The 14,876-nt window shown below is 70.4% G+C and carries 18 protein-coding genes; 16 read left to right on the top strand and 2 right to left on the bottom strand.

Features of this window, described 5'->3' with window-relative positions:
* Positions 1-196 precede the first annotated feature (196 nt).
* Positions 197-877 (bottom strand): YdcF family protein, encoded by a 681-nt coding sequence (locus tag GA0115242_RS16095; RefSeq protein ID WP_093828963.1) that lies wholly within the window; start codon positions 875-877, stop codon positions 197-199.
* A complete protein-coding gene (locus tag GA0115242_RS16100; RefSeq protein WP_093828965.1) occupies positions 874-1,680 on the bottom strand; it encodes a GntR family transcriptional regulator in 807 nt (268 codons plus the stop codon). Before GA0115242_RS16100 ends, GA0115242_RS16095 begins: the two co-directional genes overlap by 4 nt.
* A gap of 525 nt (positions 1,681-2,205) precedes the next feature.
* On the opposite strand from GA0115242_RS16100, the gene GA0115242_RS16105 reads away from it, so the two are divergent.
* The 16 genes from GA0115242_RS16105 to GA0115242_RS16180 all read left to right on the top strand — a co-directional run bounded on the left by GA0115242_RS16105 (position 2,206) and on the right by GA0115242_RS16180 (position 14,569).
* Positions 2,206-2,658, top strand: coding sequence for a hypothetical protein (locus GA0115242_RS16105; RefSeq protein WP_093828967.1), 453 nt, complete (start codon positions 2,206-2,208; stop codon positions 2,656-2,658).
* 42 nt (positions 2,659-2,700) lie between these two features.
* The gene (locus GA0115242_RS16110) at positions 2,701-2,895 is read left to right on the top strand and encodes a hypothetical protein (protein ID WP_093828969.1); all 195 of its coding nucleotides are present in this window, start codon (positions 2,701-2,703) and stop codon (positions 2,893-2,895) included.
* A gap of 102 nt (positions 2,896-2,997) precedes the next feature.
* Positions 2,998-3,261, top strand: coding sequence for a DUF6284 family protein (locus tag GA0115242_RS16115; protein WP_093828971.1), 264 nt, complete (start codon positions 2,998-3,000; stop codon positions 3,259-3,261).
* Positions 3,258-3,719 (top strand): Pycsar system effector family protein, encoded by a 462-nt coding sequence (locus GA0115242_RS16120; RefSeq protein WP_093828973.1) that lies wholly within the window; start codon positions 3,258-3,260, stop codon positions 3,717-3,719. Before GA0115242_RS16115 ends, GA0115242_RS16120 begins: the two co-directional genes overlap by 4 nt.
* On the top strand, positions 3,716-4,387 hold the full coding sequence (locus GA0115242_RS16125) for a GGDEF domain-containing protein (protein ID WP_256089452.1): 672 nt from the start codon (positions 3,716-3,718) through the stop codon (positions 4,385-4,387). The genes GA0115242_RS16120 and GA0115242_RS16125 overlap by 4 nt, the downstream gene beginning before the upstream one ends.
* On the top strand, positions 4,384-5,238 hold the full coding sequence (locus GA0115242_RS16130) for a protein spdB (protein WP_093828975.1): 855 nt from the start codon (positions 4,384-4,386) through the stop codon (positions 5,236-5,238). The genes GA0115242_RS16125 and GA0115242_RS16130 overlap by 4 nt, the downstream gene beginning before the upstream one ends.
* Positions 5,238-5,585, top strand: coding sequence for an RRQRL motif-containing zinc-binding protein (locus tag GA0115242_RS16135; protein WP_093828977.1), 348 nt, complete (start codon positions 5,238-5,240; stop codon positions 5,583-5,585). The genes GA0115242_RS16130 and GA0115242_RS16135 overlap by 1 nt, the downstream gene beginning before the upstream one ends.
* Before the next feature lies 1 nt (position 5,586).
* Entirely contained in the window at positions 5,587-5,904 is a 318-nt protein-coding gene (locus GA0115242_RS16140; RefSeq protein ID WP_093828979.1) for a hypothetical protein, read from the top strand.
* 107 nt (positions 5,905-6,011) lie between these two features.
* Entirely contained in the window at positions 6,012-8,141 is a 2,130-nt protein-coding gene (locus tag GA0115242_RS16145; protein ID WP_093828981.1) for an FtsK/SpoIIIE domain-containing protein, read from the top strand.
* A gap of 204 nt (positions 8,142-8,345) precedes the next feature.
* Positions 8,346-8,828, top strand: a complete 483-nt coding sequence (locus tag GA0115242_RS16150) for a hypothetical protein (protein WP_093828983.1) — start codon at positions 8,346-8,348, stop codon at positions 8,826-8,828.
* Positions 8,829-8,842: 14 nt separating this feature from the next.
* Positions 8,843-9,283, top strand: a complete 441-nt coding sequence (locus tag GA0115242_RS16155; RefSeq protein ID WP_093828985.1) for an NUDIX domain-containing protein — start codon at positions 8,843-8,845, stop codon at positions 9,281-9,283.
* An 87-nt stretch (positions 9,284-9,370) separates the two neighbouring features.
* The gene (locus GA0115242_RS16160) at positions 9,371-10,246 is read left to right on the top strand and encodes a deazapurine DNA modification protein DpdA family protein (protein WP_237549087.1); all 876 of its coding nucleotides are present in this window, start codon (positions 9,371-9,373) and stop codon (positions 10,244-10,246) included.
* Positions 10,243-11,082, top strand: a complete 840-nt coding sequence (locus tag GA0115242_RS16165; RefSeq protein WP_093828989.1) for a bifunctional DNA primase/polymerase — start codon at positions 10,243-10,245, stop codon at positions 11,080-11,082. Before GA0115242_RS16160 ends, GA0115242_RS16165 begins: the two co-directional genes overlap by 4 nt.
* A gap of 3 nt (positions 11,083-11,085) precedes the next feature.
* Positions 11,086-12,561: an ATP-binding protein gene (locus GA0115242_RS16170; protein WP_093828991.1), complete on the top strand. Its 1,476-nt coding sequence runs from the start codon at positions 11,086-11,088 to the stop codon at positions 12,559-12,561.
* 437 nt (positions 12,562-12,998) lie between these two features.
* Positions 12,999-13,208, top strand: coding sequence for a helix-turn-helix transcriptional regulator (locus GA0115242_RS16175; protein ID WP_176729827.1), 210 nt, complete (start codon positions 12,999-13,001; stop codon positions 13,206-13,208).
* Positions 13,205-14,569 carry a tyrosine-type recombinase/integrase gene (locus GA0115242_RS16180; RefSeq protein WP_256089453.1) on the top strand — a complete coding sequence of 455 codons (1,365 nt, stop codon included), beginning with the start codon at positions 13,205-13,207 and terminating at the stop codon, positions 14,567-14,569. Before GA0115242_RS16175 ends, GA0115242_RS16180 begins: the two co-directional genes overlap by 4 nt.
* Positions 14,570-14,876 lie beyond the last annotated feature (307 nt).

Consider the following 14,876-nt stretch of genomic DNA (forward strand, 5'->3'; position numbering starts at 1 on the left):
CCCCCGGGGCCACAGGAGCCTGCTGGCCCGTAGGTGCGTGCGCACACAGACGCGCACTGTGAGGTGCTGGACCGGTTTTCAAGACCAGCCGGTTTCACATGGACAGATGGGCGATGACCTGCGCCTTTGGTGTCCTACGTCGCGCGCTCCGACCCATGTTGGCCAGAGGTTGGCCGCAGGGGTGGCGCGAGGCCCGTCATCCGGCCGTGCTGGGGGCGCTTTCAACGCCCTCGGGAGCGAGGCGGCTTGTGAAGCCATGCGACACCAGCCGCTCGTACGCCCGCGTCACGTCGCCGGGCACATCCTGCGAGATCATGAACCCCTGCGCCGGGTAGATCAACAGGCGCTGCAGTGACCCCACAAGCATGTCGATGACAAGGCGCGGGTTCTGGATCGAGTCGACGTATTCGGGCAGCGTCATCGGGGTGGAAGCGCTGAAGAACTCCGCTTCGGGCCACAGCTTCCGGGCGGTGGCGTAGGCCCGCCGTTCCTCGTACGGCTTGCTGATCAGCAGCACCGAGGACACCACAACCCCTCGTTCTTCGAGCAGTGAACGGGACAGGGTGATGTTCTGCCCCGTGTTGCGTGCGTCCGGCTCCACAAGGATGACGTCCGCGGGAACGCCGAGTTCGAGCGCACGGTCCCGGTAGTGCTCGGCTTCACCGCGCGGCATCCGTTCCTGGGTGGTTCTACTGGTCGCCCCGGTGAACACGATCAGGGGCATCATGCCGCGCCGGAAGAGGTTCACCGTCGTGTCGGCCACCCCCAGATCATGGCTACCCAGACCGATGCCGACCGAGCACGGGCGCGGCTCGTGGTGCATCTGCTGGTAGTCCCAGAGAAGCTGGGTGTCCTCCCAATCCTGTACGGAGATCACGCCGAACCTTCCTTGTCTTTGCCCTGCTGGCGGGCGGAATCGGGAACGTCGAACTCGTACTCCCATGCGAAGCGGGAAGCAACATGGACACCGACCGCGAACTCAACCACCGTGCCGTCTGCCGTGTATGTCGTTCGGTGCAGTTCGACGACTGGTTCACCGACGGGGAGCTGTAGAAGCTTCACCTCATCAGCCGTCGGCACGCGCGCGAACAGTGCCTCTTTCATGTGGTCGATCTCGTAGCCAGCGTCATAGAGCACGCGGTACCCACCGCCCCGCCCGGCTGGCCCCGGTGTGGGATCGACGATGCGGGTGCCTTCGACGTGTTCGGGACGGTAGTAGCTGGTCAGGGTGTGAGTCGGCTGCGTACCTTCTTTCACCAGCCGGGCCCGTGCGTACACCCCAGAACCAACCGGGACGCCGAGCCCTTCGGCTACTAGGGCGGTCGCCTCGACGCGGCTCACCGTCTGCGTTTGTTCGTCCCGCTTGTACGCCCGGCCTGACGCCACACGGTCAGCGATGAACGCGACCTCATCACCATCGCGCCACTTCGCTTTGTCGTAGCGGGCAATGCCGAGGCGCTTGAGGGCACTGCGCGCGCGCACGACTGTGCCGTGCCCGCGTGACGACGTCACAAGCCCTTCTGCCTCAAGCGCCTTGTACGCCTGATGGACCGTGGACTTCGAGCCTTCCCCGGCCTCAACCAGCTCTCTGATCTGGGGCAACTGATCCCCAGGCGCACGCTCGCCGTTCCTGATCTCCTGCGCGATCCGATCCGCCAGTTCGCGCCACTTGGGTGCCACAGCAGAACTCCCTTCGATGCGCCCCAGTGAAACACAGTCCCAGGACTGTTGACAGTCCTAGGACTGTGCGCCACAGTCTCACCAGCACCTCGCAGTCCTAGGACAGCGAGGCGGGGAGGCCCCTCTTGGGCTGCTCCGACGCAGAGGGCGGGGACGCTGCAATCCCGCTAAAGGCCAGGTGGAACAGGGTTTCGGCCCGTACTGGCGAGGTGGCCCGGTGACCGCGAGCAACGGCCGGAGAGTGGGGACAAGGTCCCCCTTGCAGTGCATATCCCGTGTTCAGTCGCCCTGAAGGAGTGGCAGTGAGTCGAAAACGATGGGCGTGGCCGTGACTGACCGGCACGGCGGCGCCGCTCCATCTCTGGTCCGCGAGCACACGGCGGACGCCGGTCGCCCTCGACCGACTCGCGGCGGATAGCGCCGCGCCGGTTGCTCGCCCTGCCCGTCCGGGCGCTCTGCGGAGCGGCCCCGTACGGGCGGGGTCGAGAGGAGCCGGAACACCCCTTCAACGGTTGGGAGTTCGACATGTTCGCCACGCTGATAGCCGTTCTCGGCACGCTCGCCGGAACGGTGGTCGCGGGTCTGATGCAGTACGTCAGCACGTCCCGGACGGCGCGTGCGGCTGCTGCGGAGCGGCGCCGTGAGGCTCTGGCGGCGGCGGTCCCGGCGCTGCTGGCCGCGATCGTCCGTCACCGGGAACAGCAGTACCTGAAGATCGAGAGCCGGGCCGAGGGCCGTTGCGACACCCCGGAGTCGCGGCAGGCCCGGTACGCGGCCCGTTCCGTGGTGACCAGCGCCATGGACACGCTCCACATGGTCACCGCGGACGCCGCGCTTCTCACCGTCGCTCAGGACGCGGTGAACACGGCGATGGCGATCGGTGACGTTCCCGCGGACGAGGTGGCGGCGGCGGGTCGGCGGGCCCGCGTCGCGCACACCGCGCTGCGGCTTGAGGCCGCCCGCCACCTCACCGTCTGACCTCTGCACATCCATCACGCACCACTGATCGAGGGAGATCACATGTTCCGTCGCCGTGAGAACACCGACGCGGGTCAGGCCCTGCGGCAGCAGGAGAACGACCTTGAGTGCGCCGCCCGTGCCCGGAAGTGGGGCATGGAGGAGAACGCCGAGAAGTGGGAGTCCAGCGCGGGCGCCGCGTTCGACGACTTCCTTCGCATCACGAAGAAGAGGGACGACCGCCGCCGCAACCAGTAGCGGCACACCGACCCCCACACCCCATGAACGGAGCGCGGCCCCGGTGTTAGAGCACCGGGGCCGCTGTTCGGGCCGCATCTACTGCTAGGGAGAGCACGACCCATGAACCCCATCGTGACTGTTCAGGACGCCGTTACGGCGTTCGCCGACTGGATCGAACCGACCACCGCTGAGCTGGACGCGATCGAGCGGGAGATGCCCGTCATCCTCGCGGACGTCGACCTGTTGGACGCGCACATCGTCACCCTCGACCGGACCCCGACCGAGGTCGACGAGCGGCGTATGCGCCGGGCCCGCCGCCGCGCTCTCGCCGCCCGCGCCGCCCTCCACAACAGCCCCTCGGGCGTGACGGGCGGTGCCGCATGAGCGAGCCGAACCGGAACCTGGAAGCCGCGCACGCCGAGGTGAAGGCGGAGATCTCCCGCACCGACAACAAGATTGCCCTGCTGCTGGCGCTCGCCACCGGCCTGCTCGCCCTCGCGTGGACGGTCGGATCGAACCTGCACCTTCCCAGCGGGTTCGGCATCGCCGCCGCCGTGGTGGGAGCTCCCGGGGCGGGTCTGGTGGTGTGGGCGGTCGCGGCCCTGCTGCGCTCGGTGCGCCCCAACCTTGCGGGGCGGCACGGGTTCGTCCTGTGGGCCACCCTCACCCCCGAGGAGATCGGCGAGCGCGCCGGGCAGCGGGATCTGTCCGCCGACATCGCAGGGTTGTCCCGGCTCGCGGTCGCCAAGTACCGGGCGCTTCAGCGGGCGGTTGATCTGCTGCGGGCCGGTGGCGCCCTGCTCATCCTCGCGGCCCTGCTCACCGCCGGGGCCGCCCTGTGAACACCCTCCTGCACACGATGGCGTCCGCCGGACCGCTCGCCGCCGCGTGGGGCGTCCACGGACTGTTACTGCGGCGCCGTCTGACGGCCGCGCGGCACGACCCGCTGTCCGGCCTGTGGACCCGCGCCGCGTTCGAAGCGCGGGCGGCCCGGGTGCTGGCCCGCCGCCCCCACGTCGCCGTGGTCCTCGCTGATCTCGACGGCTTCAAGACCCTGAACGACACCCACGGGCACGCGGCGGGGGACATGGCGATCCGGTCCACCGCGGCGGCCCTCACCGACGCGGTGTCCGGGCACCCCGGGGCGGTGTGCGGGCGGCTGGGTGGCGATGAGTTCGCCGCCGTCGTCCCGCTCGCCTCCCCGGTGGCGCTGCCGTGGCTGCTGCGCGGGCTGCACGACGAGATCACCGCCCCGTTCCGCTACGCCGGACGGGACCTGCGGGTGGGCGTCTCGATCGGCGCCGCCCTCTCCACCGACCTCACGAACGCCCCCAGCGCGAACCGGTTCGGTCTGCTGCTGCGGCTCGCCGACGAGGCCATGTACGCGGTGAAGCGGTCCGGGGGCGGCTGGTCCTACCCCGCCGCCACCACCCCGGTCACGGGGTCGACGGCCGGACGGCGCACCGGCCGGGACGGCACGCACACCACGCTTCGGAAGGGGGCGTCATGAGGGGCAAGACCGTTCTGCCCGCTGTCGCGATGACGGCGGTGTCCATGGTCCTCACGCTGGCCGTGGTCGTGATGTGGCTCGGCAGCGCGATGCCGTGGCTGGTCGCCCTGGTCGTCGGCCTCGGCATCGACGGCGGATGGCTCGCCACCCTCGCCTACGAGCGGCGTCTTGCCGCGCAGGGCGACCACTCCACCCCCGTCACAGTGGTCGGCTGGTCGTTCGGCGCGCTCGCAACCGGCGTCCTCATCGCACACGCCCTCACCGTCGACGGGTCGGCGGGCGCGTGGCTGGCCGTGGCGTGGCTGCCGCTCGCCGCGAAGTGCCTGTGGCTGGTCCACGGACTGTGGGAGCGCACCGCGCTGACGACGACCGCGCTGGACCAGATCCGCGAGATCCAGCAGACCGCCCGTGACGACGCGGCCGTTGCCCGTGCGTGGCTGCGTGCCGAAGCGGGCACCGAGGAGACCCGCCTCGACGCCGTGACGGCCGCCGGGGCACGCGTCGCACGCGTGCAGTCACGCACCGCCCGACGCCTCTCCGGGGCGTGGGCAGAGCTGGAGACGGCCCGCACCGGCAAGGACACCGGAAAGGCGCTGACCAGCGTGACGGCCCCCGTCACACCCGGCGTCACGCCCCGTTGGGAACTCCCGGTGTGGGGCCCCAGCGAGCAGGTTCCCGCCCTCGATGCCGGACCCGCGCTCACCGATGACGCCCTGGACGTCGTCGTCGACCAGATCCGGCTGAGCCAGGACCCGCCCCTGTCCTACCGGGAGATGTCGGCCCGCTTCCGCGCCGCCGGACACTCCGCCTCCGAGGTCCGCTTGCGGGCGTCCTGGAAGCGCGTCGCCTGATGGCCACGCTGCCGGTGTTCCGGTGGCGACTGGCACCGGACGGGTACGCCACCCGCCGCCAACTGAGGGCGGCGGGTCTGCGGCCCGGCGGACAGGACGTCGCCGCCACCCTCGAACGCCCCCGCCGCCACCGGCCCCCGCTCATCGCCCACCTCTACCTCATCGACCGCGCCCTTCCGGTCCGGCCGATGACGCCGGGCCGGTGGGCCGCACTCGACAAAGCGAACACGGCTCGCCGCCTCTGCCCGGAGTGCCGGCGGAACGCGGACTACGTCATCCCCTCCTCGCTCGGCATGTGCGTGCCGTGCGCCTACCCCGACCCCCACGGGTCAGAAGGGACCGCCTGACATGGGCAACTCCGACGTGCGCCGTCTGGACCGGGAGATCCGCCAGACACAGAAGAAGCTGGAATCGGTCCGCCGGGGCGAGTGGTGGCCGCTGAACGGCAGCGAGCGCCGCGCGATGGCCCGCGCCCTGGCCGGTGGCGGCTACCGCGCCGCCCGCGGCGAGAGCACCGACCGCGCCGAAGCGCAGATCGACACCACCGGCACGGCCGCTGAGACCCGCCTCACCGCCGAATTGACCGCCCTGCACAGCGAGCGGCAGCGACTCATCACCGAGGCCGCCCGCGAGCGCGCCGCGAACAAGTCCTCCCGCTGGTTCTGACCAGCGCACTTCCGCCGGGGTGACCGCTACTTCTCAGGGTCTCGGTCACCCCGGCTTCCTTCCCCCCGACTCTCGCCCCTGGCAGGGCAGTCAGGAGAACCATCAGCATGTCCGAGAACGTCGTCAGTCTCCACAAGGCCGCCAGCCAACCCGCCGTCGAATCCGCGCCGACGGTGCTGACCGTCGTCCCCGACGCCCCGCCCGCACCCCCGGTGCCGCTGTGGGTCCGCTCTGGCCGCACCGTGCGCGCCGCTGTCACGCACGAGACGACCCGCACGGTCGTGCGCGGCGCCGTCCGGCACGGCCTCTACACCGCCAACGGCGGCCGGATCATCGCCCGCCGCACCTGGGACGGCCGCACCGGCGCCCGCTACGAACGGATGATCCGCGCGGCGGAAGCCGCGGGGAACCTCGACACCGCGCAGGAGTGGGAGGAGCGTCTGACCCGCTTCCGTGCGGCCCGCCACCACCGCCGCATGGACCTCCTGCACTCCCCCCTCGACGCCGCCAAGGGCGTCGCGGTCGGCACGGGAATGGGCGTGGGGGTGCTGGTCGCGCTCGGGGTCGCCCTGGCCGTGAACACCGGCCGCGTGGCCGACGTCGTCACCCCCCTCACCGCCACGGTCGACTTCATCGCGACCCTGATCCGCATCGTCCAGATCGTGTGGGGGCCGCTGGTCACCCTCGCTCCGTTCCTCGCGCTGCTCGCCCTGTGGTCGGTCGGCGCCCACCAGAAGGCAGCGCCGCAGTGGGCCCTGCCCGCTCACCACCGATCGGGGGAGGGCGAGCCGATCACCCCGTCCATCGTGGTCAAGGCACTGCGGGATCTCGGGGTCGCATCCCTGCGCAACGCCATCAAGGAGATGGGCGACGCCGGGGCCTCGATGCTGGGGCCCATCCGGATCGCCGGATGCGGTGTGGAAGTCGACGTCACGCTTCCCTCGGGGGTCTCGACGGTGGAGGTGCAGCAGCGGCGCCGCAAGCTCGCGGAGAACCTGACCCGGCACGAACACGAGGTGTTCATCACGATCCCCGAAGCGGCCCGCACCGTGCGCCTGTGGATCGCCGACTCGGGGGCTCTGGACGAGCCGATCGGACCCTCCCCGCTGGTCACCGACGACACCATGACCGCCGACTACACCAAGGGCAAGGCTCCGTGGGGCCAGGATCTGCGCGGGGACGCCGCCGCGCTCAGCCTCTACCAGCGCCACCTCCTCATCACGGGCCTGTCTAACCAGGGCAAGACCGTGGCCCTGCGCTCCCTGGCCCTGTGGCTGGCCCTGGACAAGTCGGTGCAGTTCCTCATGGGCGACCTCAAGGGCGTCGGCGACTGGGCCATGTTCGACGGCCTCGCCACCACCCTGATCCAGGGGCCGACAGACGAGCACGTGATCCAGGTGACCGAGATGGTCGAAGGCGCGGTGGACGAGATGAACCGGCGGCTGATGGCGCCGCCCGGCACCGTGTTCCCCGCGCTGATCGTGCTGGTCGACGAAGCACAGGTCGCGTTCATGTGCCCGCTCAAGGACGAGGAGGGCCGCTACTACGGCGGATCCAAAGCCACGTCGCGGTACTTCATGGCCGTCCGGAAGATCCACAACCAGGGCCGTGCCGTGAACGTGCTGATGTGGCAGGGCACCCAGGACCCCACCGACCAGAACCTTCCCAAGCTGGTCCGCGAGGGCGCCCACACCCGCGCGTCCCTCGCGCTGGGCACGGAGTCGCAAGCCCGGATGGCGCTGGGGGACAAGGCCGTCGACGGCGGCGCTGCGCCGAACCTGCTGCGCCCCGGCCTGGACCAGGGCACGCTGGTCGTCGCATCCTCCGGGATCGACATCCCCAAGGGCCAGTCCTCCCTCACCGTCCGCACGCACTACGTCGACGACACCGCCGCCGAGGCGATCACCGACCGCGCCAAGACCTTGCGCGACGGCGTCACCACCCTCACCGTCATCGAGCGCGGCGAGCAGCGCGATGCGCTCGCCGACATCGCCACCGTCGTCGGGGACGCGGCCCGGGTGCTGACTCAGGACGTCCTCAAGCGGCTCGCCGCCCTCGCCCCGGACACGTACGGGAAGTGGTCGTTCCTCGACCTGAAGCGGGTTCTCGACGGCACCGGAGCCGAACCCTACAAGTCGGACGGGCGCATGGTCGTCGGCCGTGACCGGCTCGCCCGCGTCCTCGCCGACCGCACCACCGACAGCGGCAGCGAGGGTTCCGCTTCCGCCCCGCAGTAGCAGGGAGGCGAGCGGGCGCGGGGCAGGGAGGCAGGGAGAAGTCCCTGACCCCCTCCCTGCCCTGCCTCCCTCGCCCTGACCTGCACGAATGATCATTCAGGGAGGCAGGGAGGACCCGCAGGCCACACCCCCGAAACCCCCTCCACACGCCCCCGGTAAGGGGGTGTCTCCGCCTCCCTGACCTACTACCGGAAGGGATTCCGCATGCACGCCAACGACGCCCCGCCGACCGCCCCGATGAGCGACACCGAGGCCGCCGCCGAAGCCTCGCGGCTCATCGCCGACGCCTACCGGCCCACCCCCCAACAGCTCACCGCCTACCGCGACACCACCCCCCTCCCGACCCGCGGCACCACCGAGCCCGTCGTCCAGCCGGGACGGCCGCCGATGAGCCAGGGCGCCACCGACGCGAGCGTCCTCATGCTCGCCGGGGGCGCCACCACCGCCATGGTCGGCGGCACGGCGGCGGTCCTCCTCTACGTGTCGCAGTACGCCGACCCCGTCGTCTGCGGACTCGTTTTCGGCGCACCGACCGCCCTCGTGCTCGCGCTCGCCCGGCTCGCCACCCGCACCCGCCCGGCCCCGGACGTCCACCACCACTACGAAGGCAGCACCGTCCACCAGGACCAGCGCAACGTCACCACCCGCACCACCGGCGTGTGGGCCCGCACCAACAACCAGACCTGAGAGGCAACTTCACGATGTCCAGCGAATACACCGAGACGGTCGAGACGATCCGCTACGCCGCTGACGTGGTGTGCGTCCGGGCGGACGGGCGGGTCCTGCTCATCGAGCGAGGCTGGCCCCCGCACAAGGGCGCCCTTGCCCTCCCGGGCGGGCACGTCGACCCGGGCGAGACCTCCCGCGAGGCCGCCGCCCGCGAACTCGCCGAGGAAACCGGCGTCTCCCTCGACCCCGCCGACCTCGTCATGGTCGGCGTGTACGACACCCCCGGGCGGGACCCGCGCGGCCGGTACGTCTCCGTCGCCTACCTCGCCACCGTCCCCAACGGCACCACCGCCCGTGCCGGGGACGACGCCACCGCCGTGCGCTGGCTCCCCCTCACCAACCCCGGCCACCTGGCCTTCGACCACGCCCACATCGTCGCCGCCGCCCGCACCCTGCACGACGCCCCGGTCTAGCAACGCCAAGGGCGGCCCCCGTCTCGCCAAAGCCTGGGGCCGCCCTTGTCCAACCCATCCTCAACAGACCTGTTGGAGGCATCCAGCATGACCCAACCCACCCCCATCCGGCGAGCACTTGTGCCCGCCGCCGCTCCCGCGCTGGGAGCTCCCGGCCGGATGCGGTTCTACCTGACCACCCACAAACGGCACTGGCTGCGCCTGACGGACGTGCCGCTGTTCCTGAAGTCCGAGCACTGGGACCGGGCCGTCAAGTGGGACGTGGCACAGGGCCCGTACGCGGTCGACTCCGGCGGCTTCATGGAACTCAAGGGCAAGGGCACCTGGACCCGCCCGCCCCGCCAGTACGTACAGGACCTGCGCCGCATCTGGGAACACGTCGGCCCCTACGACTGGGCCGCTCCCCAGGACTGGATGTGCGAGGACGCCATCATCAACGGCGGCACATTCGGCGGACAGCACTTCACCGGCACCCACCTCAGCGTGGAGGAACACCAGCGCCGCACCGTTCAGAACTTCCTCGAACTGCGCTCACTCGCCCCTGATCTGCGTATCGCGCCAGTCATCCAGGGCGACACCATCCCCGCCTACGAGCACTGCGTCGACTTGTACGAGCGGGCCGGTGTCGACCTGCAGGCCGAACCCGTCGTCGGGCTCGGGTCGGTGTGCCGGTTGCAGTCCACCCGCCAGGGCGCCGCCATCGTCACCGCCATGGCCATCCACGGCTTCAAGCTGCACGGTTTCGGCTTCAAGACCCTCGGTCTCGAACGCGTCGGCCATCTGCTCGCCTCCGCAGACTCCGCCGCCTGGAGCTCCCACGCCCGCCGCCGCCCGCCCCTGCCCGGCCACACCCACAAGAACTGCGCCAACTGCATCGACTACGCCCTGCACTGGCGCACCCGCGTCCTCGCAGCCTTGCCCACCTGGCATCAGCCCGCCATCGAAGGGAGCGAAGCCGCATGAACGACCACCTGACCACCGCCCTGCGACTCGCCGCCCACGGTGTCCCCGTCCTGCCCCTGCGCGCGGGGAAGCTGCCGTTCGGGAACTGCCCGGCCTGCGCGGACAACGCGTGCGGTGGACGTCCCGTCATGCGCACCCCCGGCCCGTGCGACTGCCCCCGGCCCTGCCACGGATGGGCCGCCGCCACCACCGACCCCCACACCCTGACCTCACCCGCATGGGCATCCGCATGGCGCACCGCCGCCGCCCTCGCCTACCACCCCGGGGGCGCCGGCATCACCGTCCTCGACCTCGACGACGAGGCAGCGATCACGTGGGCCCGCGCCGCCCTGCCCCCGACGCGCACCGTCGCGACGACCCGCGGCGAGCACTGGATCTACCGGGGCGCCATGCCGTCCGCGAACGGAGTGCGGCCGGGCGTCGACGTCAAGTCCTGTATGGCGTACGCCCGTTGGCTCGGACCGGGTGAGGGCACCATGGCGCCTCTCCCGGCCGCTGTGCGCGCCCTGACGGTAAAGGAACCGGCGGCGGTCCGCAGGGCGCCACAGAGCCTCACAGCGGCCCTCACGGGGCGCGGGGGCGACTGCCCGCACCGCACACCCGCCTACCTCGCCCGGGGCATCACCATGGCCGTGCAGCGCATCACCGACGCCACCAGCGCCGTGCACGCGACCGTGTACCGCACGTTCCTCGCCGTGCTCTCCACGCACGGCCGGTGCGGGTGCCTCACCGACACCGACGTGCAGCGGCTGTTCAGCGCGGCGCAGACCCGGGGCGAGAGTCCCCGGCACTGCGCCGACGCGTGGACCAACGCCCGCAGCGCACTTGGGATGTGAACCGTGTCCGACGACGAGAAGACACCGGGCCGCGAAGTCATCACCGACTACGCGCAGTCCCATTTCCGGTACTTCCGCACCGCTGACGGCACCGTCTACGCCCAGCGCAACGGCCACCCCGTGGCCCGCCCGATCCGCTCCCAGGGCACCACCGGCAGCCACCGGCAGGAACTCATGGTGGGCATGTTCCGCGACGGGGTCGGGGTGTTCAACGGCACTGCCCTGAAGGAGGCACTCGACTTGATCGAAGCACTCGCCCTCTCCCAGGACGTTCAGGAGACCCACATCCGGGTAGCGCCCGGCGCGGACGGGGCCACGTGGCTCGACCTCGGCCGCGACGACGGCCGGTCCGTGCGCATCCACCCCACCGGCTGGGAGATCACCGTCCCCGACCCGCGTGAGGTGTGCTGGCGCCGCACCCAGTTGACCGGGGAACTCCCGCTGCCGGCCAAGGACACCGAGGGCCAGGGCATCGAAACCCTGCTGCGCCTCACCAATTTCGCCACCCCCGACACCGAATGCCTCGCCCTCGCGTGGCTGGTCGGCTGCCTGGAACCGGGCGTGCCCGTCCCCGCCCCGTTCCTCACCGGCCCCCAGGGCGCGGGCAAGTCCACCGCGGGCCGCATGCTGGTGCGCATCGTCGAAGGCATGACCGGCGACCTGCGCCGCGCACCCAAGGACGAAGAGTCCCTGATCACCGCCGTCGCGGCAGGCTGGATCACCGCACTCGACAACCTCTCCCACCTCGCCCCGGACCTCTCCGACCTGATGTGCTGCATCGTCACCGGAGCCGAGTCCATCAAGCGCGCCCTGTTCAGCGACGGCGACGTCTACCGCTCCCGCTACCGCCGCCCCCTGCTCCTGACCGGGATCGACGTCGGAGTCATCCGCCCCGACCTCGCCGAACGCCTCCTCCCGCTCCGCCTGGAGCGTCCCCGGGTGCGGCGCACCGAAGCGGAACTGTGGGCGGACTTCGCCGCCGCGCTGCCCGTCATCCTCGGCTCGCTCCTCGACCTCACCGTCAAGGTCCGCGCCGCCAGCGCCCCCACCCCCACCGACCTGCGCATGGCCGACTTCGCCCACCTGTGCGCGCAGTTCGACGCGGCCACCGGACTGGCCGCACTGCCCGCCTACCGGGCCAGCCTCGACGACCTCAACGACGACGTCATCGAGGGCGACCTGTTGGCACAGACCGTCCTGGAACACGCGGCCAGCCTGGAGACCGGAGCAGAGCAGCGCATGACGTCCTCCGAATGGCTCGACTGCCTCAGCCGCCGCCACAGCGGCGAGGACTGCCGGCCCCTGCCCAAGGGGTGGCCCACCACCGGCAAAGTCCTCTCCGACCGCCTCAAGCGGCTACAGCCCACCCTCGCCGCCCGGGGCCTCGTCGTCGACTGGGGACGCACCAGCAGCGCCCGCTACATCGCCATGACCCGCCCCACCCCTGTCCCCCTCCACGAACAGGGCGCCCTGCACTGACCGTGCCGCACACGACAAGCAAGAGGAGCACCCGGCCCCTGGTGCTCCTCTTGCTGTTCGGCGACAGCCGCGCCAAGGACGCGCCGCGCAGCGGCTCCTTCTTCAAACCCGCAGCGACCAACAACAGAACCACCCCCTCTCTTTGTCCTAAGAGAAAGGTTCTGCGTCACTGCGTCACCCGACACCCCCAAAACAAACCCTGACCTGCAACGACAGCCATGACACAACCACCCCAATCCTGCGTCACCCCACGTCACCCGCGTCATGCCCCAGTGACACACGCCCCCAGCAGTGACAGACACCCGGCATCCCCGAGTCACACAAACCCGCAGGCCACAGGCCTGCATGACGCCACTGACGCAATGACGCAGAAGTCCCCACCTCGGACACACACGCGTACAGCCGCACCCCGATTGCCCAGGTATGGAGATCCCAGCATGACCACGCCCACCCGGTGCCGCCGCACTCCGAAAGACGAGTTGATCCCCTTGCCGGAAGTTCTGGAAGAACTCGGCATCAGCCGCCCAACCTGGTACCGCTGGCGCGACCGTGGCCGTACCCCCGAGGCACGCCGCACACCGTCCGGGCGCATCTGCGTACGTCGTAGCGTCCTGGACGCCTTCAAGGACAAGTTGGAGGCCGCGTGACCGAGTGGAGCTACACCATAAAGTTCTGGGCCATCCGAAAGCGCAGCTACCGGAAGCCGTACCAGTTGCGATGGATGGTGGGCACCCGCGAACACGCGGAATCGTTCCTTACCCAGGGCTTGGCCGACAGCCGCCGGTCGGAACTCATGACGGCGGCCCGGAAAGGAGAGCCGTTCGATGTGGAGAGCGGCCTCCCGAAGTCCATGGTCGACCAAAGGCGTGACATCTCCTGGTACGAGCACGCGCGCGACTACATCGCGATGAAGTGGGACGACTCCCCCGGCAATACCCGGCGGACGCTGGCCGAAGCCATGGCGACCGTGACGCCGGCGTTCGTGAAGGACACCAAGGGCATGCCCGACGCCCGGACTGTACGGAGCGCTCTGTACGGGTGGGCGTTTAACAAGAACCGGTGGGAGGAAGAGCCGCCGACCGAGGTGGCGCAGGTGCTCGCCTGGTTCCAGCGGAAGTCGCTGCCGATGTCGGCCCTCACAGACCGGCTGTTGGTGAAAGCCGCGCTCAGGGCTCTGTCCAAGCGGCTGGACGGTAGGACTGCGGCCCCGGGGACGATCAGTCGCAAGCGGGCGATCTTCTACAACTCTCTTGAGTTCGCGGTCGATGCCGAGTTGCTGACGGACAACCCGTTGGACCGCGTCAAGTGGAAGGCGCCCGAGCAGGTCACGGAGGAAGTGGACCCGGCAGGCGTCCCGAATCCGGCGCAAGCCGCCAAACTGCTGACCGCCGTGCGCGACCAGAGCAAGCGGGGGCGCCGACTCGCCGCGTTCTTCGGCTGCATCTACTACGCCGCCGCGCGGCCGGCGGAAGTGATCGGCCTACGGGTCACGGACTGCGACCTCCCCCGGCAGGGGTGGGGCGCGCTCCGGCTCCATGAAACTCGCCCCCGATCTGGCACCGCGTGGACAGACAGTGGTGAGGCGCACGAGAAACGGGGGTTGAAGCATCGCCCGCGGAAGGCGGTTCGGCCCGTGCCGATCCCTCCGGAACTGGTCGCGCTGCTGCGGTGGCACCTCACCGCGTACGGCGCAGCGCCGGACGGGCGCGTCTTCCAAACGCTGCGGGGTGGACTCGTGCAGGACACCGGATACGGGGAGGTGTGGGCTGAAGCACGGTCGCGCGCACTGACGTCAGCTGAGCTTCAGTCCTCGCTGGCCAAGCGGCCTTATGACCTTCGTCATGCCGCAGTGTCGACGTGGCTCAGTTCGGGCGTGGAACCGCAGCTTGTGGCGGAGCGAGCAGGCCACAGTGTGGCGGTCCTGTTCCGCGTGTACGCCAAGTTCCTGAAGGACGGCGACGATGCCGCCAATGCCAAGATCTCCGCACGGCTGGATCGGAGCGTCTGACGCAGAGGGAATCCCGTCCGCGCTCCGTCCGCAGAGTCCGAGACGGGGCGTTCGAACACGAGACAGGTTGAGACACCCTGCTCTTTGAGGCGAGATACGACAAGAGGCCCGTGACCTGCTGTCTCAGCAGGTCACGGGCCTCTTGTTTCCCGTGTGGCGGCGCCAGGATTCGAACCTGGGAAGGCGAAGCCGGCAGATTTACAGACCGCGCGAGGAACCGGCCCCCGTCTGCACCTCTGCGCCTGCCTTCACCTCGCAGCCCCACGGGTGCCCCACAGGTGTCCGGAACACACCGGGAGCTGGCTCA

Source organism: Streptomyces sp. SolWspMP-5a-2, from assembly GCF_900091845.1.
GTDB lineage: Bacteria > Actinomycetota > Actinomycetes > Streptomycetales > Streptomycetaceae > Streptomyces > Streptomyces doudnae.

Coding starts and splice junctions, on each gene's coding strand:
- GA0115242_RS16145 (WP_093828981.1), top strand. CDS start 6,012: ATGTCCGAGAACGTCGTCAGTCTCCACAAGGCCGCCAGCCAACCCGCC.
- GA0115242_RS16105 (WP_093828967.1), top strand. CDS start 2,206: ATGTTCGCCACGCTGATAGCCGTTCTCGGCACGCTCGCCGGAACGGTG.
- GA0115242_RS16130 (WP_093828975.1), top strand. CDS start 4,384: ATGAGGGGCAAGACCGTTCTGCCCGCTGTCGCGATGACGGCGGTGTCC.
- GA0115242_RS16155 (WP_093828985.1), top strand. CDS start 8,843: ATGTCCAGCGAATACACCGAGACGGTCGAGACGATCCGCTACGCCGCT.
- GA0115242_RS16115 (WP_093828971.1), top strand. CDS start 2,998: ATGAACCCCATCGTGACTGTTCAGGACGCCGTTACGGCGTTCGCCGAC.
- GA0115242_RS16135 (WP_093828977.1), top strand. CDS start 5,238: ATGGCCACGCTGCCGGTGTTCCGGTGGCGACTGGCACCGGACGGGTAC.
- GA0115242_RS16120 (WP_093828973.1), top strand. CDS start 3,258: ATGAGCGAGCCGAACCGGAACCTGGAAGCCGCGCACGCCGAGGTGAAG.
- GA0115242_RS16140 (WP_093828979.1), top strand. CDS start 5,587: ATGGGCAACTCCGACGTGCGCCGTCTGGACCGGGAGATCCGCCAGACA.
- GA0115242_RS16160 (WP_237549087.1), top strand. CDS start 9,371: ATGACCCAACCCACCCCCATCCGGCGAGCACTTGTGCCCGCCGCCGCT.
- GA0115242_RS16110 (WP_093828969.1), top strand. CDS start 2,701: ATGTTCCGTCGCCGTGAGAACACCGACGCGGGTCAGGCCCTGCGGCAG.
- GA0115242_RS16150 (WP_093828983.1), top strand. CDS start 8,346: ATGCACGCCAACGACGCCCCGCCGACCGCCCCGATGAGCGACACCGAG.
- GA0115242_RS16175 (WP_176729827.1), top strand. CDS start 12,999: ATGACCACGCCCACCCGGTGCCGCCGCACTCCGAAAGACGAGTTGATC.
- GA0115242_RS16165 (WP_093828989.1), top strand. CDS start 10,243: ATGAACGACCACCTGACCACCGCCCTGCGACTCGCCGCCCACGGTGTC.